We start from the raw sequence: 22212 nt of genomic DNA on the forward strand, positions 1-22212 counted from the left end.
CTATGGAAACGATATCTATTTATTTATTGAAGTGTAGCGGGTTGCTAGCACTCTTCTTTATTAGCTATTATGGCTTATTACGAAAAGAGACTTTTTTTAACAGTAACCGCTGGTTTTTACTATCAGGGCTTTTGACTTCGGCAGTTTTGCCTTTACTGGTGTACACAAAAGTGATTTGGGTCGCCCCTAAAACGTCTAATTTTGATTATACCACAATCCCACTTACTACTATGGTGGAACAAAAAAGCATTTGGGATTACATGCCGCTTATAGCACTACTACTTTATGGTATTGTTATAACATTATTAGCAGCTAAACTGCTGTATGATTTTTACAGTTTGCAGCAACTTTTAAAAGGAAAAGTTAGCCGTTACCAAGCAGATTATAGATTGGTTGACACTAAAGAAAACCTAGCTCCTTTTTCGTTTTTCAAGACTATTGTTTACAACTCTGAACTATATAATGCAAGCGAACTTGAAAATATCCTTGAGCATGAAAAGGTACACAGCGATCAAAACCACACCATTGATGTACTGATTGCTAGAGTGTTTTGCATCATTTTTTGGTTCAATCCATTTATATGGTTGTATAAAAAAGCCATTCTGCAAAATTTAGAATTCATTGCTGACAGCGAGGCTACTAAAAAACTAACCGACAAAAAAGCATACCAAATAACGCTTTTAAAAATAACAACGCAAGAGAATTGTGTTGCCATTACCAATCATTTTTATCAATCATTAATCAAAAAACGAATCGTTATGTTAAACAAAAATCAATCTAGAAAAAGGAACTCGTGGAAGTATGCTGCCGTATTGCCTGCACTTGGTGCATTTGTGTTGTTGTTCCAAATAAATGTCGTTGCTCAAGAGCAGCCGCAAGAGGTCAAAGAGGCATCAGTGATGGACAATTCAGACTTTAAAATGGCGCTTCATGTAACCGCATTGAGTACGGAGAAAGAACTAAATAGCGAGAAAGAATATTTTGAGAAAGAATATGATCTAGTAATGCGATTTTCAGGAATTAAAACCAATTCAAACAATGAAATTACAGCTATTAATGTTGCCTTAAAAGACAACAAAGGAACAGAGAAAGAGCATCATATTGAAGGAAATAAAGCGATCGACCCTTTCAATATTTATTTTGAAAGAAAGAATGGCGTTTTAACTGACTTTGGATTTGCTAAGCCAGATAGCGATCAATTAGCGAGAGTAACCAAATCTCAAAATAATTCAGGTTTAAATATTACAAAAGCAGAAAGTTTCTACACCGTAAATGAATATGTAAAAGAAGGCAAATCCTATTTAGTCGTAGTGAACGGTATAGCCCAAAGCCCAGATGATCTCATTAAAATTCCTTCTGAAGATGATATCTTATCTTCTAATGTACTTGACCCCATCCAAGCTGAAAAAAAATATGGTTCGAAAGGTAAAAATGGTGTGATCGAAATTACTACAGGAACTGCGAAAGTATCTACTAAAAAAATGAATAGTGCTAATAACAAAGTATGGATAAACGGTGAATTAACTGATATTCCTAATGAGAGCAAAGTTATGGTTTTTAACCAAAATCAAGATAAGTCAAAATTAGACTTGGATAAAACAGATGTGAACAATTTAACCAACAAACAAAAAAGTAAGACCAGTCAAACTATTAAAATAGTAAAGCGAGAAACTGATGGAATACCTGCAGATATTACCTACTACATTAATGGAAAAATAGCCACTAAAGCAGAAGTAGATAAAATGGATCCTTCTTTGATTGAAAAAATGGATGTAGATAAGTCTTCAGACAATGGTAAAAGCATCAAAATCACTACTAAAGATAAAGCGCAGACGAAGAACGCTAATGGGTGGGCTATGCAAATGGAAATAACTGACAGCAGCGATATCATAAAAGGAATTCAGCAAGATAAAAATATTGATTATAAGAAAGCTATTATAATTATCAATGGTAAATTTAGTGATTTTAAAGCGATAGACAAATTGGACCACAATGATATACAGACAGTTGGGCGACAAAGTCCTGCGAATGGGCCAGAAAAAACTAAACAAGCAGCAGTAGCTAAATACGGTGAAAAAGCATTGAACGGCATCATCACTATCACGACAAAATAGTTCACAAATACAAAACATATTATTTAAAAGACGACCATCATCCAAGGTCGTCTTTTTTTATATCTTTGTAAAAATAAAATGATATGTTTAAAATATTAGCCAAAATCAATAAAGTAATTTTACCGAGCTTTTCAAAGCAACAGCTCGATCTAGCTAAAGCCAGTAAATGGCAAATGGCAATCATTGGTTTTCGTTACTATGTTACCACACGTGCTTTGAATTAATATTTCAATGCATTAAAACAGGACAGTCCTTTATTTTTTCTTTTCCTGCGAGAAATTCGATCTCCATTAAGAAATTGACCTGCATGATTTCGCCTCCCTATTTTTCAACCAATTCACACATCACTTTTGCAGTCCCTCCTGTTGCTAAAACATCATCATGGATTAGTACTCGGTCTCCCTTTTTTATTGCATCTGTGTGCATTTATAATGTGTCTGTGCCATATTCAAGAGCATAACTAGCGCTAATTATTTCAGCAGGTCATTTATTTGGTGATCTTATAAGCACAAATCCGGCGTTTAATTCCTGAGCAGTCAGCATTCCAAAGAAAACCCCCCTACTCTCTGCTTCTACTACAGCATCAATTTTCTCATTTTTTAAGTCGGCTACCAGCAATTTCAAACATTCTAAACGCACTTTAGGGTCATTTAGTAACGGAGTGATGTCTCTTTAGAAAATTACTTTTTATGGAACGTACTGAATATCACGGATATACTTTTCTATCACCATTTTTTTTAAATTTTATTCATTTTTATGCTTGCAGATTACACATTTATCTCTATCTTTGCACCCGCAATCACATCATAATATGTGAGCTGCGAAAAACAAAAGGCCTTGTGGCGCAACTGAATAGCGCACTTGATTACGGCTCAAGAGGTTACTGGTTTGAATCCAGTCAAGGTCACAAATTTGTTAAGCCCATTTCTTCGGAAATGGGCTTTTTTTATGGAGTGAGGTTAAATACTTATCTTTCAATTCAAGCTATATATCGATTCTTCTTAGTTAAGACAATAATCCTCGTTTCCAATATTAAACCTATTTCTATCGCTAAATTTACATAATCTTTTGTATCGAAAGATGTAGAACATCATCCACCCCCTACTCCACTAAAACATCTTTCATAGCACATGAAGGACAAATACCCGTTACTGTAAAATTGACTTGTTTTACTTGGTAATTACTTGGTAGTTTAAAAGTAGGCTCTACGTTTTCTAAGCAGGTAACTAACTGGCATACTTCGCAATTAAAATGCACGTGATTGTGAATGTGGTGGTGCTCTGTGTGGTCAGTATGATGGCAGGCAGCATATTTTACCGTACCTGATGGTGTTACAATTTTGTGAATAACATCCTCAACAGTCAAACGATCTAAAATGCGATAAATCGTCACTCTGTCACAAGATTCTTGGTTTAGCTCCTGAATTTCAGCATGAGACAAGGCGACTTCTGAATTTTTTAATAATTTGAAAATTGCCGCTTTCGCTGTAGTGTTTCTAGTATTTTTCATTTGGATATAAAATTAAACGCAACAAAGTTGCATTTAAGAATAAGATTTATATATTTGCAACATAATTGCATTAAGCAAAGATACGGTAAAAGTAGTTAGTTAGAAAGCATCACTTACTATCGCCACAAATAAAGTATTGCACTACGATTAATGAAACAGAAAATTGCCATAATTAACTTTGTACTCTCACTTACAGTATTATTTTCAGTGCTGTGTCAGTCAGTGCATTGTTATGTGCACCAATCTGAAATTAATGTAGAGCAAATCGCAAACCAAGAATTGTCAAAAAACAAATCTGAATTAACACACAGTCATACCATTAATTTAAAATGTGCTGCCTGTGATTTTCAGTTTAGCTGCTTCACGGCTTCTGATTTTTTCTTATTTCAGTTTGTTAAAACAACTACTATCAGCACCATTTATGCAGTGGTCTCAACTCAAAATTTCTCCTTCTTCACCGGAAGTTTCTTCTCTTTACGGGCACCACCAACTTTTTAAAATATTACAAAACAAATCTCCTTACACCAAGGTTGATCGGCTTTTACCTATTTTAAAACGAACAAATGTCAAAGAAAATTTCGATTTTTTTCTGGCTGATGCTTTTTTGCAATACCATGTATTCGCAACATTCCATCAGTGGAAAAATAACACTACAAGGGCAATCAAATGCCTCAAATATCCATGTGCACATTGCTAACAAAACTACGTGAACCGATTTATCGGGTAGCTATGTAATTGACGATTTAGCTCCAGGAAAAACAACTATCTCGACATCCTACTTGGGGTATCAAAAAACCGATACAATTGTTGATTTAAAAAGTAACTTGACTCTTGATTTTAATTTGCAAGTCAATACCACTAAATTAAACGAGGTTGTTGTTCAGGCTAAAGCCAAAACGGATAACAGCTCAAACCCTGCGCAGCTTGTCAACTTACAAACAATAGAAAAATACAGCAATCAATCTCTAGGAGATGTATTATCTGAAGTGGCAGGTGTATCTACTCTAAAGACTGGAAACGCAGTCGTAAAACCAATAATTAACGGTTTATATGGCAGTAGAGTCGCCATTTTAAACAACAATGTAAAACTGGAGGACCAACAATGGGGATCTGAACACGCACCCAATTTTGACATTAACAGTGCCAATAAAATAACGTTAATTAAAGGAGCTTCGGCTTTGCAATATGGCGGCGATGCAATAGGTGGATTAGTGTTAATTGAACCTATTAGCAGTAAAAAGGATTCTTTATTTGGTAAAACAATCCTGAACTATGACACCAATGGAAAAGGCGGATCGATTAGTTCGAGTATACATAAAGGCAATCGCAACGGATGGAGCTATAACGCACTAACCACCCTTAAATATATGGGTGACAAAACAGCGCCTGATTATATTTTATCGAATACTGCTAATCGTGGAGCAAGTTTTTCGGGAGATGTTAAATACGACGCTATAAAGTACAATGTGAGCGCATCGTACAGTTATTACAAATCGGTTATTGGAATTTTGAGCGCTTCCCATACCGGAAATGTGAATGACCTGTACCAATCGATCAACAATAAAATTCCTGCGATTGTCAATGATTTCTCTTATTCTATTAGTAATCCAAAACAGGATGTAACGCACCACATCGCCAAAATTAATTTTAATTACTATTTCAACGAATCCGCTTTTTTAGCGGTTCAGTATGCGTATCAATACAACCGAAGGTTGGAATTTGATGTGCGTAGAGCCGAATACAATAATACCGCGGCCTTAGATTTGGATTTAAAAACAAGCACACTTTCTTTAGATTTCCAAAAGAAAGCACACGACTGGAGTTTAAAAACGGGTGTTATAGTTAGTTTTCAAAACAACTATGCTAATCCTGCAACTGGCATTCGACCATTGATCCCTAATTATGATAAAATTGATTTAGGTGCCTACGGAATTGCAACTTACCACTTGGCTAATGATTTCACTATTGATGGTGGTTTGCGATATGACTTTTCAAAAATTGATGCAACTAAGTACTACCAAAAATCACGATGGGAAGAACGCGGTTATGATAGTACATTTCCGGAATTTATAACTGAAGATTTTGGAACGCAATGGTTGACAAAACCGAGTTTTACTTTTCACAATGTATCCGCAAGTGCTGGAATTCAAAAGAAAACAGCTACTGACTGGCACTTTTTTGCCAATGCGAGTTTTGCATCAAGAAATCCTAACCCTTCTGAATATTTTAGTGATGGATTGCACCACTCAACAGGAGTAATTGAACTAGGTGATTTGAATTTAGAAAAGGAACAGTCAACCAAATTATCGCTAACTATTCGAAAAAAAATCAATCAGTTCTCTATCGAAGTAAACCCGTATATTAATTATATTCAGAATTACATTTATCTAAAGCCTGTGGGATTTGAGACTACAATTCGCGGCGCATTTCCAGTCTGGGAATACAAGCAAACAAATGCTAAACTACTTGGCGTAGACCTTCAAACACAATGGAAAATCAACGATTCATGGCAGCATAGTTTTGCTATGGCGTATGTAAAGGGCGATGATCGCACTGAAAACCAACCTTTAATTGACATGCCGCCGCTAAACTTGTACAATAAAATTAGCTTTTCTAAGAAAAAATGGCACGAACTATTACTAGAACTTAAGAGCGAAATCGTAACGAGACAAAATAGGTTCGCAGATAATAATTTTAGTACTAATATCATCAATAACAATGAATTTCAAGCTGTGATTGTAGATATTAGTACGCCTCCACCCGCTTACCACCTACTCCATTTTTATTCAGAGATGAAATTCAACAGCTTTAAAAAAGTGAGTACAACAGTAGCGCTTTCTGTTCAAAATATTATGGATGTTTCGTACCGAGATTACCTAAACCGTCAGCGCTTTTTTGCTGATGAACTAGGTCGAAGCTTCCAAATCCAACTCAAATTCAATTATTAAACTTTATAAACACTAATTTAAATTCAAACAAAATGAAAACAATGCAAAAATTAAACAAGTTGAAATCGTATGCACTTATCATGGCAACAGTTGTAGCCTTCTCATCATGTAGTAATGATGACAGTACTGATGCTCCTGTGAACGAGGAAGAATTAATCACAACGGTAACAGCGATCTACACTCCTGCAAATGGTGGAACTGCAATTACCCTGCAATACAAAGATTTAGATGGCGAAGGTGCTAATGCTCCTGTGATTACTGTCTCTGGAAATTTCGAAAAAAATAAAACCTACAATGGTGTGCTTACCTTTAAAAATGAACTAGCTACTCCTGTGGATGATATTACACTCGAAATCATTGAAGAAGGAGTTGATCACCAAGTATTTTATCAAAAAACCGGAAATTTAAACGCTTTTACTTACGGTACATCAGCTAGTAACCTTGATGCAAACGGACTGCCTGTAGGTTTACAATCTGTGTTTACAACTACTGATGCCGCTACAGGAACAGTAACAATCACTTTACGTCACCAACCAAGTAAATCTGCTAACAATGTTGCAGCTGGAGATATCACCAATGCAGCTGGAAGTACAGATGCTGAAGTTTCGTTTCCTATCACTGTTTTATAAATTAACTCTCAAGCAATAAAACAGACTTACTGCTATTGAAAATCTCTTAGCGCATTTTAGTAACGGCTATTTGCAGCTCATCCGTGGAATAAGCTGTTACTAAAAAGCGCATTTGATAGAAAGCTTTTCAACTAGTATTTTTTGTTTTATCGAATGCACAAACTGCTTCTTGTAACTCAGTGAAAGATTGATACCTAAAATCTCTAGCAACGGGAGAATTATTACAAGTAAACCTTTAACCATTTAATACCACGAAGATTAAAATTTCGGCAACACCATACAGTATCGCCCTATTCGGTCATGAAAACAGTGTTGCACATTAATCTTTAAAAAGTGAGCATGCGGCACATAAAGCCGCGTGCTTATAATAATCCAGCTATGAAAAAACAAGCAACTATCGTTTTTGATCTTTTAGGAATATCTAGCGCAACCTTGTGCTTAGTACATTGCCTAGTTTTTCCGCTATTAACAGTACTACCACTAAGTTTTACTGGCAACCATTATCTTGATCTTTTCTTTGCCTTTATCTCATTCTGTGTAGTCCTGAAAATCATTTTTAGCTCGAGTCCGCTACTGGTAAAAGTGTTGCTTAGTTGCTCTATAATTACAGTGATTGTAGGTGTAGTTTTAGAATCATTTCTAGAGGTAAATTCTCCTTTGGTTCTTATAGGAGGATTAGGGATGATCATCGGGCACCTCATCAATTATAAATCGCATTAAAGATTTTACTTTAACCCTTATTTTTTTTTCGAATGAAAAATTGCGATTAATAAAGGTCATTTCGAAAACAAAACATTAATGCCTCATTCTAGCAGTTTAAAAATTATAAGTAGTATAAAAATTAAATTTTGCCACAGCTTAAAAAGAATAGCACAGCTTAATATCCTTTTATATCCTGCTAATCTGTGGCAAATATTAAAACATTAAAATTTGAAACGAATTAATAATCATTTCGCAAATATTATTTTTAAATTTGCCTTGTGAAAATCTGGAGCATACTCTTATCATTTTTGGTACTACTTCTATCAACCGTACCTTGCAGCGCATTAGAAACCAAATCTAAATGTACGCTAGAGAAAAAGTGCGAACAAGATTCTCACAAATGCGGTAACGAGTGCACCGGCAAATGCTCTCCCTTCTACTCTTGCGGTAGCTGCGTGGGTTTTGCTATGAACACATCTACTGTGATTAAATCTCAAAAACAACCGCTTGTAAGTAACAATAAATCACTTGATATTGCTGTTATTACCCTTGTAAAATCTTCCTTTAACGGTGCTATCTGGCAACCACCCAAATTTTCTTTTTATTTATAATCGTTACAAGCAGCTGCCTACAAGAGGTAGCTGAAAAAATTATTCATATTAAGAAATAAAAAATGTTTAAATATATTTTACTCTTTGTGGCAATAGCAACTATTGGCACAGCTCAGGCACAACATAGCCTTAAAATCAATATTAAAGATAGCGATACTAATTTGCCACTGAATGCGGTTACAGCAACCATACAAGCACAATCCTTAACGGCTTATTCTAACGATGAAGGAGTTATTACTTTCGAAAACCTAGCCGAAGGTGTGTACTCGCTGTCTTTTCAACTGGAAGGATATGAGCTAGAAAACAAAACAATTCAAGTCCCTTTAGTCGCAGCAACAGCAGATCTGACTATTTACATGAAAAGTAACGCTGAAGAAATGGACGAGATTGTCATTACAGCAACTAGGGGAACAAGAACAATCAGCAATATCCCTACCCGCGTCGAATTTATCGCTGGTGAAGAGTTAGAAGAAAAAGCCAACATGAAGCCGGGTGATATCCGCATGATGCTAAATGAAAGTACAGGGATACAAACACAGCAAACATCGGCTACTTCGGGTAATTCCTCTATTCGTATTCAAGGTCTTGACGGTCGGTATACCCAAATTTTAAAGGATGGTTTCCCAGTGTATTCTGGAGCTTCTAGCGGTTTAGGTTTGTTGCAAACACCACCCCTAGATTTAAAACAGGTCGAAATAATCAAAGGTTCTGCCTCTACCTTGTATGGTGGTGGAGCGATTGCTGGATTAGTAAATCTAGTCTCTAAAACACCTACAGAAGAAAGAGAATTACGATTTTTATTAAACGGAACTTCTGCTGGAGGTCTCGACATCAATGGTTTTTACGGACAACGTTTTGGTAAAGTAGGTTTGACTGTTTTTGCCTCTCATGACCGCAACGCAGCCTACGATCCTGCTGATAATAAATTGACCGCAATTCCTAAATTCGAACGCTTTAACTTCAACCCTAAATTGTTTTTATACCTCAACGATAAAACCGAATTGAACTTTGGTGTGAATACCGTTTTCGAGGATAGAATAGGTGGAAACATTGATTATATTAAAAATCGTACTACTTTCCCAGACAGCTATTTCGAAAAAAATAAAACACAAAGAGTGAGCACGCAATTCACGCTTTCGCATAAATTTAATGATCGAGAATCTATTACAGTAAAAAACAGCATCAACAATTTTAGTCGTGTGATTACCATTCCTGATTATCTTTTTGATGGGGTTCAAACCAGTACTTTTTCTGAATTTACGTATGCTAATAATGGGGAGATTTCGCAATGGGTTGCCGGAGCTAATTTTTACACTGATGAGTTTAAAGAGAAAAACAACAACACATTTCCGGTAAGAGATTATAACCAAATCACCTATGGCGCCTTTGTTCAAAACACGGTAAAAGCAACGGATTGGTTGGATCTAGAAGCTGGCTTAAGAGGTGATTATGTGCATGAATATGGTTTCTCACTATTGCCACGTGCATCGGCATTGTTTAGAATTAGCCCTAAGCTTAGCTCTAGACTTGGTGGTGGATTAGGATATAAAACGCCTACAATTTTTACTGAGGAAAGCGAATCGATGCAATATCAAAATGTGTTGCCTATAAACAGCGATACTAACAAACTGGAAAAAAGTTATGGTTTCAACTTTGATTTAAACTACAAAACGCATCTTACTGATGCACTTTCACTATCGGTAAACCAGTTGTTTTTTTATACAAAAGTGAACGATCCTCTAATTTTGACACCGCTTGCAAACGACACTTTTCAGTTCTTGAATGTAGACGGAAATCTAAACACTAAGGGTACCGAAACCAATTTAAAATTCAGTTACGAAGACTTTAAATTGTTCATTGGGTACACCTACACTGACGCCACAGTCGAAAATAACGGCAGCAAATCTCGCAATCCTTTAACAGCAAAACACCGCTTAAACAATGTATTGATGTACGAGGTTGAAGACAAATGGAAGGTGGGTTTAGAGGCCTATTACTACAGTCCGCAACAATTAACTGATGGCACAACTGGGCGCGATTACTGGATTTTTGGAGTGATGATAGAGAAACTATGGGAGAACTTTTCGATTTACGCTAATTTCGAAAACTTTACTGATACCCGCCAAACACGTTTTGGTAGCATCTATACTGGAACACTTTCAAAACCTGTTTTCAAAGACATTTTTGCCCCGCTGGATGGCTTTGTAGTCAATGCCGGAATTAAAGTCAAAATCTAGCTCTTTAAGCAGTCTCAAACTATTAAAAAACCTCCTATATCACATGATATAGGAGGTTTTCCAGTTTAGGAGCAATACACAAAGTGGTAGCAAGAACCTTCCCTCCTGCTCTACGCTATATCTCTACGTCCCTAAAAATCGGGACTACGAGGATGCCGCTGCGATCAGGGCTACTAAGTACGACTAATTTCCAAAAGGCATTTTACTAGCTACAGTAAGCTCAATAGGTAACCTAATAATGCCCCACCAATAACGATGTACGCACTGTTCATTTTCTTAAATATAAAAACAAAGATCAAACTCACGGCTGCAATTACAATTGTTCTCCAGTCGATTATGGTTTCTTGTCCCATCCCTATACACACCGAGACAATTACCGCAACGGCTGCAACATTGACAGCATCTAAAAAAGCAGAGAACATTTTAGAATTCCGCATTTTAGGCACTAACGGATTCAAGAGAGCCACAAACAAAAACGAAGGTAAAAAGATCCCAACCGTAGCAGCCAGTGCACCCCAGAAACCACCTAGTTGCCAACCGATAAAAGTAGCGGTAGACAATACCGGACCTGGTGTAAATTGTCCTATTGCAACCGCATCAATTAATTGTTGTTTACTCAGCAAACCTGTGGCAACTAATTCGGCATCTAGAAATGCAAACAATACATAGCCACTCCCGTACAGCAAAGCACCAACTTTAAAAAAAGTCCATAAAATATTGAGAGTACTAGGCGTGAGTGCCATTTGTAAAACTAGCACGGGTGCAAAACTTTTTAAGGACTGTTGTGAATTGCTTGTCAAGTACAAGATTAATCCACCAAAGCCACAAACAAATAACGCAATAATTTCAGATACGCCACATAAGCAAGCAACCAATGTAAGCACAGCTAACAGTCCAAGTGTGGGATTTTTAATTGCTTTTTTACCCAAGCTATATACCGCAGCTAGAATAATCGCTATTACAGCAGGCTTGATTCCGTAAATAAAAGGTTCTACTGCAGGTAATTGCCCATATTGCTGGTACAACCATGCAAAAACCATTGTGATTGCTACTGCCGGGAATACAAAACAAGCTCCCGCTACCACAAGTCCTTTCCATCCCGCGCGCTCATGTCCGCAATGCATTGTCATCTCAGTAGAATTGGGTCCCGGAATTAAATTGGTTGCTCCCACCAGATCTAGAAAATGCTGTTGCGTCATCCAGTTTCTTTTCTTTACTACCTCATCTTCCATCATGGCGATATGAGCAGCGGGTCCGCCAAAGGCGATGCTACCCAATTTGAAAAAAAGTAGCGCGACCTCCTTTAAATTTTTATTCATTTTATACGATTATTATCTTAAATATATTTAGGCCATGCTCATTAGCTATGTGATACCTATCCATTGCGATACTGATGCAATAAATTGATATGCTGGAGCAGTTGCTAAACAAGTTTTACAGTTGGAATACATAATTAAGCAATCAATAAAATCTGTTAGCATGTGAAACAACAAACCAATTCCTATAATTCTAAAAGGTCTTTTTAAAAATAACATAAAAACATATACTCCCATAGCATAGTAGGTATGCAAAAAATGAAAATTAATGCTACATCTATTAGCCTGAAAAATTGGAGTAGCCAGTAAGTGGTCGGCATCCACTAGCATGGTCGCAAGTAATAGTAAGTAAACTGTTTTCCAATCCTTTTTAAAGAACACATAGGCAATGAACAGCGGAAATACGAGGTGCAAAAAGTAGTGTATGAATGCCTGCATGATTAGTAAAAATAGAATTTTAGAATTTGCAAATAGTCTTGCAAAAGCAGATGTGAAAGGTCAGATTTTTTAAATTGATACACAAGTCTACACTATATAAATCATATTTCTATTGCGCTTTTATCACTAACTCACACGAATAAAACCGCTAATTCGCAAATTTAAAATCAATCAATTTATAAGCAACATTAATTGGCTAAAATCATCCTAACTCCAATCTTGTCTTTATGAAGAAAGAAGAAACGCCACAAACTATTTCCGCAATATAAATACGCATTGATATTGGCACAGAATGCACTGCTACACTAACGATTGATAAAACCGCTAATTCGCAAATTTAAAACCGATCAATTTAAAAGCGACACTTACTATTAATAAACATTAATTGGATAAAATCATGCTAACACCAATCTTGTCTCTATAAAGAAAGATGAATCTTTACAATCTATTTCCACAATATAAAGACGCTCTAACATTGGCACAGAATGCAATTCTGCGCTGCTAATTTGTAAATTGAAAAACCACCAAGTTACAAACAAAAAATTTGCAAATTAGCGGTTCATTAATACAAAACACATTTGATTTAAAACTTCAAAAGTCTATAAATAACGATCAGCCCAAGTAGCAATGATACTCCCTACATAAGCAGAGTCTTTTTTGTCTGATAGTAAGTGGTCCGCTCCGTTGAGTGATATAAAACTTTTAGGATGTCTAGCTGCTTTATATATTTCAGCAGCGTTATCGATACTTACGGTAGTGTCTTGTGGTGAATGCATGATTAAAATCGAACTACGGTAAGCGTCTAGAATACTCTTGATGTTTTGGTCTTTGATGTCTTCTAGAAATTGTTTCTGAATAGTGAAATCACGACCTCCTATAGAAACTAGCGCTTTTCCTGAACTATTGATTTCGTCCACGCTACTTTTAAATAAATGCGAAACATGTTCCGGATTTGACGGCGCACCAATGGTTACTATCGCTTGTACAGATGGTAACTTCTGTGAAGCGGCTAAAACTGCAGCTCCTCCTAATGAATGTCCTATTAGCATTTTTGGTGCCTGAAAATGATCTGTCAAGTACTGAGCGGCATGTTGCAAATCTTGCACATTCGAAGAAAAATTTGTTTGTTCGAACTCCCCTTCACTTTCTCCTAAACCAGTAAAGTCAAAACGCAGCACCGCGATATTTTTCTCGTTTAATGTTTTAGAAATAGTACGTATTGCTGTTAGGTTTTTATTGCATGTAAAACAGTGTGCAAACAAAGCAAAAGCTCTTACTTCTCCATTATCAGGCAGTTCTAATCTAGCTGATAGATCTTGTCCTTCGGCATTCTTGAAAATTATTTTTTGCGAACTCATATTGCGTTACTTAAAAATTTATAAGAGATAAAAAAAGCAATTACCGAAATGATAATCCCTATGATAAATACATTGTAGTTTAGTCGCAAGATTCGGTATTTTCGATCTAAAACCTTACCTAGTAAATACAAATCTTTTGTCATTGCCGAGAACAGATATTCTTTGTCCTCTGCGATGTCTTTTAAACTGTCCTCAAAATCATCTAATTCCATTTTATGAAAATTACCAAAGAACATAAGGTTCACTTTTTTCTGTACAACATCTTCCTTAGTAAATTTACCCGAGGTCACACTAGGACGCGTCACAATCACTGATAGAATAATCGATATCACACTAAAAGAGACAAAAATAATCGTAGGGTAAAGCAGGTAAACGTTTTCTGTATTCTCAAACTTAGGAATCACTTTAGACAGGGATATCGAAAGTATGATGGCATTTACTGATAGTAAAATATTTGCTTTTCTATCAGCTATATAGCTTAATTTTAAATGATTAGACGACATCACTTTAAACAAAATTTCGGCACTTTTATCAAGCTTACTTTCTTTCGGGCTTTCTAATTCTTTTTTATCTTTTTTGCCATCGTCTTTTTTATCTCCTTTTTTATCCTCCCTTTTATTGTTCTTTTTAAGTTCGATAATCAGTTCGATTAAATTATCGTTCTTGCCAAAAGTCCAATGTACATTTGCATATTTAGTGTAATACTTATGGGCATTAAAGACAGCAATATTTTCTTCTATCCATTGATTATCAGTATATTTTCCGCAACCTATGTTTTCAAATTCTAATCGCAATTGCTGTGACAATTTACCATAGTTTGCTGCAGCCAAATGCGCAAAATCAGCATCACAAAGTACTTTTTCAAGCAGTGTTACTGGCGTTTCATTCACTTTAGTTGCGTTGATACAAGCGATAACTGCAGTTAGTTTTTCTGGTGGATAATTTTCCAACATTAAAAAATCGGCTGCAATAGTAATGCTGTGTTCCTCGTGATTGGCCTTATCGATGGTATATCCTAAATCGTGAAACCAAGCCGCTAGTAACACGATCTCTTCATCGTCTTTGCTTAACTTCTCAATGCTAATAATCTCAGCCACTTTTGTGACTACAAATTGCGTGTGACTGTAATTATGATAAATGAAATTTGCTTGTAGCTTTTCATTCAAATAATCTAGTGCAAAGCGCTCTGCTTTTATGAGGATTGTCTCCATTATTAGGTATTTATTATTGAATTTTATTTTTTGATAGGTGGTGCAATGCCACTAAGTTCTCTTCCCAACTATTTTTAAGCATTTTTAAAATACGTGATTTCATGAATTTACCTATGGTAGTGAAATCAAGGTAGATTGTAAGAGTGACTTGAGTGCTATTTTCATTTATTTTACGCAGTCTCACAAGGTACGAATAGTTCTTGCAAAACAGCATCTCTTCGGTTTTTTCTCCATAAACTAGGTCGGTTTCTGTAGGCGCAGTTATTGTTTTAAATTTTAAATTCCCTAGGCTTAAAACGCAATTATGCTCTGTTCCCACCCGGTTCACTCTGTTCGCATTAAAACGAATGCTTTTTACTTTCTTATCCCATAGATGACGGTACTGCAATTCGCTCAAATAGCTATTTATTGCCTGTATGTTAGCTTGAAAAATTTGATCAATCACTATAACGGGCGTACTAAACTCTACTTGCTGCTGTGAAGAAAGTTCTGCTTCAAGAAGAACAGCTTCTCTAACTTGCTCTAAATTTTTATAAAAATAGTCTTCTCGCTGATCATCATAAAGACCACTTAACGGCATCCACGATCTGTCAATTTTAGTAGCGTACAATTTCATGAACTGCATTAGTAAATAAAATATACTCGTTCAAAGTTATTTTATTCTTTAGTAAGCGATGAATTTTTATAACGTCGCTACCGTAAGGTTTTACAATATGCTTGACCTTAATATAACTCAAATCCCCATAATGGACTAAAAATTTTAGTTCGAGATTAGTAGTCGTTCGGCAAGAACCACAATCACAGATACGCATTTTATCATAGTTTACCGTGTGCTGGTGAAAAGCTTTCAGCATTTTATTTGCTTGATTCATTAGCCCCTCATAATCCGGAATCGCAGTAGTGTACATAAATAGTGCGTCACCTTCAATTTCGACCAACTCTAAGCCCAAGCTAGTATTGTCCAATATTATTTCTAGTAACTCGGCAATAATATGCATGCTGTGTTCCACCTCTGTGCTATTTACAAAATCCGTAAATCCGCTGATGTCTGGCATAAAATAAAGGGCTTTTTTCACAGGGTCGTTTGTCTTTTAAAGGCTAGTTTATAAATATAGGGAAATTAAGAGTAGTGTTTTCAAATTAAATAAAGTAGAACGCTTTTAGGCTTACTAAAACGAGTAATAGAAAACTATTCGACACTATCACAATCATTGAATACAACTACTTAGAGTTTATAAAATCTCAAAACTTAACCCTATTTTCTTATTATACTAGTCTAGTTCTTGCAGCGTTCCTGACAGTTTAAACCAATTATTTCCCAATTCAAATAGCTTATAATAAAAAAGCACTACCCAGATACAAATCGTAGTAGCGCTTTATTTATCAATATAGTTGTATTTTTTTTTGAAAATAATAAGTACTGCATATACAATACAAGTGAGCAACTAGACCATCTCTCCACGAGCAGGATATCCCGACTCTGTGATAAAATCAACTGCTTTTACAAAAGAAGGTAAGTAAGGGCGACCCCATGGATTACTATTGATTGCAGCATAGTAGATTTCGTTATTCTTATCAATTAAGAATAAACCTGGTTCGCTAAAAACATCTGGCTCCCCTTCTTTTATTCCTTTACTCAGGTACAACCCCCAATCCTTAGCAGATTGCAAATCAAGACCGTAACCTAGGTCTAACACGTTTATACCCCAATCTTTTCTAGACAAGCGCGCGCGTTTTTCATCGTCCATACTGACGGTAACCACTTTTACGCCCTTCTTTTCAAAATCAGGTAATAAAGATTCCAGCTCTATCAAATATTTTTTGCAAAGCGGACAATGCAATCCTCTATAAAAAACCAACAGTGTGAAATTTTCTGGCTTCTGTTCTTCTAAATTCCAAGTTCCGCCGCTTAACAATGGAAAACTCAAATGGGGTGCTTTATGTTTAGGTGTAGGTCTGTTCATATTTTTTTTCTTTAAATTAATAATCCAGCTATTGAATCTTATAAGAATAGTATCAGCAAAAAACGGCTTGCGTACTTCTTAAAACGAATAGTTTTTACTTTTTATAAAATTAATTAGAATTTCACACAGCACCATATTCACATGGCCTTTTAACAAATTCTTTAACGTTATCAACAAGCTACCATTAGTTACATTGCTTGTTTTATCCTGAAAAAGTCGAAGAGTTATTGTCGTTATTTTAATTTTCGAAAATAAAAAAGAAGAAAGCGATAATGTGACCAAAACTAGGCAACAACTGCACTTTTATTGTAATTTTATAGTTCTAATTAAAGAGCAGTACCCATGATAAAGAATGAAGAATTTATTTTAACAGGCGCACTAGAGAGCAGTTTTAAAGCAGATGTAACTTATAGCACAGCTGTTGAGCAAAAAGGACTCGTACTATTTTGCCATGGATTTAAGGGATTTAAAGATTGGGGATCTTGGCCTGCCATTGCCGAATACTTCGCTAAAGAAGGACTGGCTTTTCTTAAATTTAATTTCTCGCACAGCGGCATAGGACTTGACGACTCTGAGGCATTCACAGCTTTAGAAAAATTTGGAACAAACACATTAGGCAAAGAGGTCGCCGATATTAAAAGCATAGTACATTTTATAAATAGTAAACTGGCAACTGCAATTCCTGAAATTAATACCAGCACTATTAGCATCATAGGACATAGTAAAGGAGGTGCATCTGCTCTGTTGTATTGCTTACAAGAAGAAACCAAAATCCAGAGAATCATCACATGGGCAAGTCCGTTTGATTTTCACCGTAGTTGGAACGCAAAATTCATCAAAAAATGGAGAACTGAAGGTGTGCAGTATATAAAAAATGCAAGAACAAACCAAATGATGCCCTTGCATATCGAGGTCCTAGAGGATTTAGAGTTAAATCGAGAAAAGTATAGTTTGAAAGATGGCGGAAAACGATTAAAAATACCGTTTCTAATTATTCAAGGCACTAACGACCCTGCAGTACCCATGGACGAATTCAATGCATTGAAGAAAAATTTCCCTAAAGCAAGTACCCATTTAATCGAGCATGCCAATCATGTTTTTGATGCTTCGCATCCCTATGAAAGTGAGAATCTCCGGGAACATACTCAGGCTTTAGTGGCTACTACAATCGCATTTATATTAAAGTAGTAGTGTATTTAAATTTAAACAGTTAAGCGAGCTTCGCCATAGATCTGGTCTTCACCATTCAATAAAGCATCATAAAGCAGTTTCTAATTTCTAAATACATTTTAAAAACAGCATGCAATTACAAGGAGTTGTTAATCATAACAATTTGTGCTAGCAGTCTGTTACCGCATCAAAATCTGATTCTTTGATAAGCGTTAAAACATCCTAATACCATTTTTGATAAAAGAAAGATCCATTACATAGCGTATGCAATGGATCTTTCTATTTTTATTTTGGTAATCACAACCTGATTTTATTTTCTAATAAAGCGCTAATTAACTCATCAAAATTTAGAGAAACGGCAGCAATTCGCTTGTCTGCGGCTCCGTAATAGATGAATAATCTTTCATCAAAGCGAGCAGTTCCGGTAGGGAAAACGACATTATTTACATATCCTGTCAGTTCCCATTTTTGATCTGGTGTAAATAAAGGGTACGGCAGACGAGCAATTTCCTGCTCGGGATTTTCTAAGTCCAGTAAAGCCGCACAAGCACTGTAAACATAGCCTTCCTCAGACTTTCTAACGCCATGATAAATAATCAACCAGCCTTCAGGGGTTTGTATCGGCGGGCAACCACCACCTATATAGCTGCTTTCATGATCGTACTTAGAGGTCAATAGAATATTTTCGTCTAAATTCTTTACATATTCTGCCCAATATTCCGCTGTTAACTCGCTTAAATTCTCTACTGCTGCTAACTGGATATCAGGACGTATTCGATGTAAAAAAGTAAATTTCCCATTAATCAATCTCGGAAAAAAGATCAGGTTCTTATCTGAGATAAATCCGTGTCGCTCCTCCCCTTCTTTCTCGCAATTATATGTAGCGTATCGCTCATCAAGATTTGCAATTTCAGCTGTTAAAGAGCAAAAGGTTTTGTAATCAAGTTGCGGGACAATAATACCGTGTTTTTCAAAGGTTTTTAAGTCTGTAGATGTTGCGTATGACCCTAGCGCATTTAGACCGTCATATGAGGTATAACTCATGTAAAATGTACCGTCTATTTTAACAATACGGGCATCTTCAACTCCTTGCTGGTCTATGGCAGATGATGGTCCTATCAAAGGTTTTGCCAACCGATCTACTACTTCTAGAGGTCCGTTTAACTTAGCATATCCCACTGTAGAGAAATTGCCTTTACGAACAGCTCGATAAAATAAATGAACCGTATCGCCTTCTTGATACACTGCTGGGTTTAAAACACCATCGTTTTCAAAATCTAAATCGGTGTGATATAGAATTATTCCTTCCTTTTTTACTGTTACCATTGTCGTCTTTTTTGCTGTGAATAAATTTGTTTTAGAAAAGGAATTTGACCTCATCATTTAGCATAACAACTATAGTAAATCTACTGTTGCTAAGCCCTTTAATTCGAATACTAAAAATAGTAAATTGAGTTAAAATACCGAAAAATAGCGACCTACTTTAACGTAATTTTGTAGTACTGTGATTCATTAATCTCCTTTTTAAAAGAGCAAAGGAGAGATTACGTACTACGGTAATCTCTCCTTAAAATTATAATTTTAAACGCTTGCTTGTACTTACGCTTTTTTTAATTTTGATACCGGTTTTACAGCTGTTGACTGATTATTTAAATCATAATTAGTCTTACGCAGTTCTTCTTTTTTTCGCTTGTTGTTCAGGAATTCTTTCATCACAATAAGAGACGCATTTTCGGTGGCATGAGCGGCTTTTTTTGAACGCAATGCTTCTGCTCCTTTTGAGGTATAGCTCTCTATTAATAATCGAGCAGACAAATAGCAAATAGTTGACTCAGCTCCTTGATTTAGGTTTACATTGTCTTTTTCTAAACCATCGTAACACCCACCAGTTATAGGGTTATACATAATATGATTTAAATGGTTATCACCTAAAAACCAATCAAATGCTTGTTTCATGTATTTTTTATGCATTGGGTTGCCAAAAGTTTTGTAAAATAAGTCCAAGGCATGCATCATGTAACTCGCCTCAATAGGTTGCTCGCCATATTGATGCGGAATCGCTCCTTTACTATGCCATCCTTTGTTGCTGATTATTTTGAATTTACCATCTACAAACATTTTAGAGATCAAAAATTCCATTGACTCTTCAGCGATGTGTAACGAACTCTCTTTTCCTGTAATTTTAGAAGACAATAGTAAAGCTTCAGGTAGAATACTGTTAGCGTAGGTTAATTTATTTTCGAACCAATTCCATTTGTCTGTACTTGTCTTTGCGTAACTATCTTTTAATCTTTCTGTTAAGATATCGATCAATTGCATGGCACTTGCAGATGGCATGGCATTATACATATAATACAATCCTTTTATTGCAAAAGCCATCGCACGCGGTGAATGTAGCTGCTGTGCACTTGTAATTGCTTTCTCTAAGCAAGCATTAGCCTTATAAATTAACGAAGCGGGTAAATTATCATCTCTCAATGTTTGTAGATATCCTAGTGCCCAGATGGCTCTTCCGTTTGAATCTTCTAGATTTTCATCGTTATTTCGTGGTTCTACTTCATTGTATTGATCAACATAATTAATAAAAGCACCCGTATCAAGTTGGCATCGTTCTATAAAGTTGACATAGGTAGTCATGTAGTCCACATCAGAACGGTCTGCAGTCAATTTAAAATGTTTACACATTGTAATTAGTGCTCTCGCATTATCATCAAGTGTGTATCCTGTACTCAAATCAGGCTCAGAAATTTTGCAAAATTGAATCATACCAATGTTGGTTGTCATCGCTTTCAAATGATCCATTTTAATTTCTGGATAGGTGATTTTATTTTCGGTCAATCCCTGAGCAATCGACTGGTAAACTTTGATATGTTTAATAGCCGTATTTTCCCAAGAAGTCTGTGTCGTTTTTGCGTAAGCGTTAATTGCCATATGCGCTCTTAAATCGGCATCAGACAATAGTTTTAAAGTAGCATCGGCAAATTGCTCTTCGTTTTGAATATCCGCTAGAATACCAATATCAGAGGTTAGACTCTCTAAAGTATGGGGAATTTTACTAGCCACAATTGGGCAAGAGCAGCTCATTGCATACGAGAATGTTCCGCTTACCGCTTGATTAGGATCTTTTGATGTGAATAGATAAACATCAGTTGCTTTCAAGTAATCTAATAATTGATCTACCTCTAAATATTCGTTTACAAAACGAACATTTTTCTCCAACTTTAAATCAGCTACAATCGCTTCAAGGGAGTTTCTATAGACATCTACCTTGTCAATAATGGTATTGGGATGCGTTTTTCCGAGCACTAAATACAGTACGTTAGGGAACTTTTCGATTATTTTAGGCAACGCTTTTAATCCAGTTTCGATACTTTTTCCTTCCCCTAGTAAACCAAAAGTCGAGAGTACCAAACGATCCTCTAAGTTGAATTTTTTCTTAGCTTGCGATGTACTTTCATAATCTACTAAATGAGTGCCATGCGGTACATAAGCGATGTGTTCTTCGGCAATACCATAGTCGTCCATTAAAATAGCTTTAGACTTATTTGTCATAACAAAAATGGCCTGTGAATAGCTACACAACAGCTGCACGATTGCCTTTAATTCCTCATTAGGATTAGGAATCACAGAGTGAAAAGTGTACGCAACAGGTTTTTTTAACTCATCTAAAAAATCCAACAAGTAGTCTCCATACTGCCCACCAAACAAGCCAAATTCATGTTGGATATGAACTAATTTCACGTCGGGATCGCTGTTAATTTCGCTAGCCACTCTTTTATAAGCCCCTTTGTCTTTTGAAGGAATGTGATAAGCCGATTCAGGGCTAGCATCGCCTTTAAAGGTAATTTCGCAAATTTCGCAACTGATGCTTTTATTATACGATTTATTAATGGCGTTTACGGTATCTTCAGTAAAAGTGGCGATACCACATTGTGTAGGCGGATAGGTAGATAGGAATACTATTTTAGATTTGTTTGTTAAAGTTATCATCTTGGTATGTTTTGT

18 protein-coding genes, 1 tRNA gene and 2 pseudogenes are annotated in these 22212 nt (G+C 35.9%); 10 read left to right on the forward strand and 11 right to left on the reverse strand.

Translation table 11 applies throughout. The features are described from left to right. Positions 1–2 precede the first annotated feature (2 nt). Both HNQ00_RS11405 and HNQ00_RS11410 read left to right on the forward strand, forming a co-directional pair. The gene (locus HNQ00_RS11405; RefSeq protein ID WP_173838632.1) at positions 3–2114 is read left to right on the forward strand and encodes a M56 family metallopeptidase; all 2112 of its coding nucleotides are present in this window, start codon (positions 3–5) and stop codon (positions 2112–2114) included. Between the two features lie 83 nt (positions 2115–2197). Next, positions 2198–2338 (forward strand): SsrA-binding protein, encoded by a 141-nt coding sequence (locus tag HNQ00_RS11410; RefSeq protein WP_173838633.1) that lies wholly within the window; start codon positions 2198–2200, stop codon positions 2336–2338. 4 nt (positions 2339–2342) lie between these two features. Here HNQ00_RS11410 and HNQ00_RS11415 read toward each other — a convergent pair. Further along, a pseudogene (locus HNQ00_RS11415) lies at positions 2343–2846 on the reverse strand (adenine phosphoribosyltransferase). Positions 2847–2947: 101 nt separating this feature from the next. Here HNQ00_RS11415 and HNQ00_RS11420 point away from each other — a divergent pair. Further along, positions 2948–3021, forward strand: a tRNA-Arg gene (locus HNQ00_RS11420). A 194-nt stretch (positions 3022–3215) separates the two neighbouring features. On the opposite strand, the gene HNQ00_RS11425 is transcribed toward HNQ00_RS11420, so the two are convergent. After that, positions 3216–3623 (reverse strand): Fur family transcriptional regulator, encoded by a 408-nt coding sequence (locus HNQ00_RS11425; protein ID WP_173838634.1) that lies wholly within the window; start codon positions 3621–3623, stop codon positions 3216–3218. Between the two features lie 150 nt (positions 3624–3773). Here HNQ00_RS11425 and HNQ00_RS11430 point away from each other — a divergent pair, with 150 nt between their 5' ends. From HNQ00_RS11430 to HNQ00_RS11450, 6 genes and pseudogenes are all read left to right on the forward strand, one after another. Continuing rightward, the gene (locus HNQ00_RS11430) at positions 3774–4121 is read left to right on the forward strand and encodes a hypothetical protein (RefSeq protein ID WP_173838635.1); all 348 of its coding nucleotides are present in this window, start codon (positions 3774–3776) and stop codon (positions 4119–4121) included. A 224-nt stretch (positions 4122–4345) separates the two neighbouring features. After that, positions 4346–4819, forward strand: a pseudogene (locus tag HNQ00_RS16375) (TonB-dependent receptor plug domain-containing protein); the annotation flags it as partial. A 171-nt stretch (positions 4820–4990) separates the two neighbouring features. Next, entirely contained in the window at positions 4991–6571 is a 1581-nt protein-coding gene (locus HNQ00_RS11435) for a TonB-dependent receptor domain-containing protein (RefSeq protein WP_305793626.1), read from the forward strand. 32 nt (positions 6572–6603) lie between these two features. Continuing rightward, positions 6604–7200 carry a type 1 periplasmic binding fold superfamily protein gene (locus tag HNQ00_RS11440; protein WP_254598502.1) on the forward strand — a complete coding sequence of 199 codons (597 nt, stop codon included), beginning with the start codon at positions 6604–6606 and terminating at the stop codon, positions 7198–7200. Between the two features lie 378 nt (positions 7201–7578). Then, entirely contained in the window at positions 7579–7920 is a 342-nt protein-coding gene (locus tag HNQ00_RS11445) for a MerC domain-containing protein (protein WP_173838637.1), read from the forward strand. A 655-nt stretch (positions 7921–8575) separates the two neighbouring features. Further along, positions 8576–10750 (forward strand): TonB-dependent receptor plug domain-containing protein, encoded by a 2175-nt coding sequence (locus HNQ00_RS11450; protein ID WP_173838638.1) that lies wholly within the window; start codon positions 8576–8578, stop codon positions 10748–10750. A 209-nt stretch (positions 10751–10959) separates the two neighbouring features. Here the strand turns inward: HNQ00_RS11450 and chrA are convergent, their stop codons facing one another. The 7 genes from chrA to HNQ00_RS11485 form a co-directional block, all read right to left on the reverse strand. Then, a complete protein-coding gene (gene chrA / locus HNQ00_RS11455) occupies positions 10960–12069 on the reverse strand; it encodes a chromate efflux transporter (RefSeq protein WP_173838639.1) in 1110 nt (369 codons plus the stop codon). Between the two features lie 45 nt (positions 12070–12114). Next, positions 12115–12504, reverse strand: coding sequence for a DUF6122 family protein (locus tag HNQ00_RS11460; protein ID WP_173838640.1), 390 nt, complete (start codon positions 12502–12504; stop codon positions 12115–12117). A gap of 599 nt (positions 12505–13103) precedes the next feature. Then, the gene (locus HNQ00_RS11465; protein WP_173838641.1) at positions 13104–13862 is read right to left on the reverse strand and encodes an alpha/beta hydrolase family protein; all 759 of its coding nucleotides are present in this window, start codon (positions 13860–13862) and stop codon (positions 13104–13106) included. Next, positions 13859–15073, reverse strand: a complete 1215-nt coding sequence (locus tag HNQ00_RS11470) for a Pycsar system effector family protein (protein ID WP_173838642.1) — start codon at positions 15071–15073, stop codon at positions 13859–13861. The genes HNQ00_RS11465 and HNQ00_RS11470 overlap by 4 nt, the downstream gene beginning before the upstream one ends. Positions 15074–15086: 13 nt before the next feature. Further along, positions 15087–15689 (reverse strand): hypothetical protein, encoded by a 603-nt coding sequence (locus HNQ00_RS11475; RefSeq protein WP_173838643.1) that lies wholly within the window; start codon positions 15687–15689, stop codon positions 15087–15089. Further along, positions 15670–16128, reverse strand: coding sequence for a DUF2652 domain-containing protein (locus tag HNQ00_RS11480; protein ID WP_173838644.1), 459 nt, complete (start codon positions 16126–16128; stop codon positions 15670–15672). The genes HNQ00_RS11475 and HNQ00_RS11480 overlap by 20 nt, the downstream gene beginning before the upstream one ends. 390 nt (positions 16129–16518) lie before the next feature. Beyond that, on the reverse strand, positions 16519–17037 hold the full coding sequence (locus HNQ00_RS11485) for a peroxiredoxin-like family protein (RefSeq protein ID WP_173838645.1): 519 nt from the start codon (positions 17035–17037) through the stop codon (positions 16519–16521). A gap of 342 nt (positions 17038–17379) precedes the next feature. Here HNQ00_RS11485 and HNQ00_RS11490 point away from each other — a divergent pair, with 342 nt between their 5' ends. After that, on the forward strand, positions 17380–18225 hold the full coding sequence (locus HNQ00_RS11490; protein WP_173838646.1) for an alpha/beta hydrolase family protein: 846 nt from the start codon (positions 17380–17382) through the stop codon (positions 18223–18225). Positions 18226–18504: 279 nt separating this feature from the next. On the opposite strand, the gene HNQ00_RS11495 is transcribed toward HNQ00_RS11490, so the two are convergent. Further along, the gene (locus HNQ00_RS11495) at positions 18505–19533 is read right to left on the reverse strand and encodes a glycoside hydrolase family 130 protein (protein WP_173838647.1); all 1029 of its coding nucleotides are present in this window, start codon (positions 19531–19533) and stop codon (positions 18505–18507) included. A 273-nt stretch (positions 19534–19806) separates the two neighbouring features. Next, complete coding sequence (locus tag HNQ00_RS11500; protein ID WP_173838648.1) at positions 19807–22197, reverse strand: glycosyltransferase; 2391 nt, start codon at positions 22195–22197, stop codon at positions 19807–19809. Positions 22198–22212: the final 15 nt, after the last annotated feature.

The organism is Flavobacterium aeripolare, assembly GCF_013294025.1.
Classification (GTDB): Bacteria; Bacteroidota; Bacteroidia; order Flavobacteriales; family Flavobacteriaceae; genus Flavobacterium.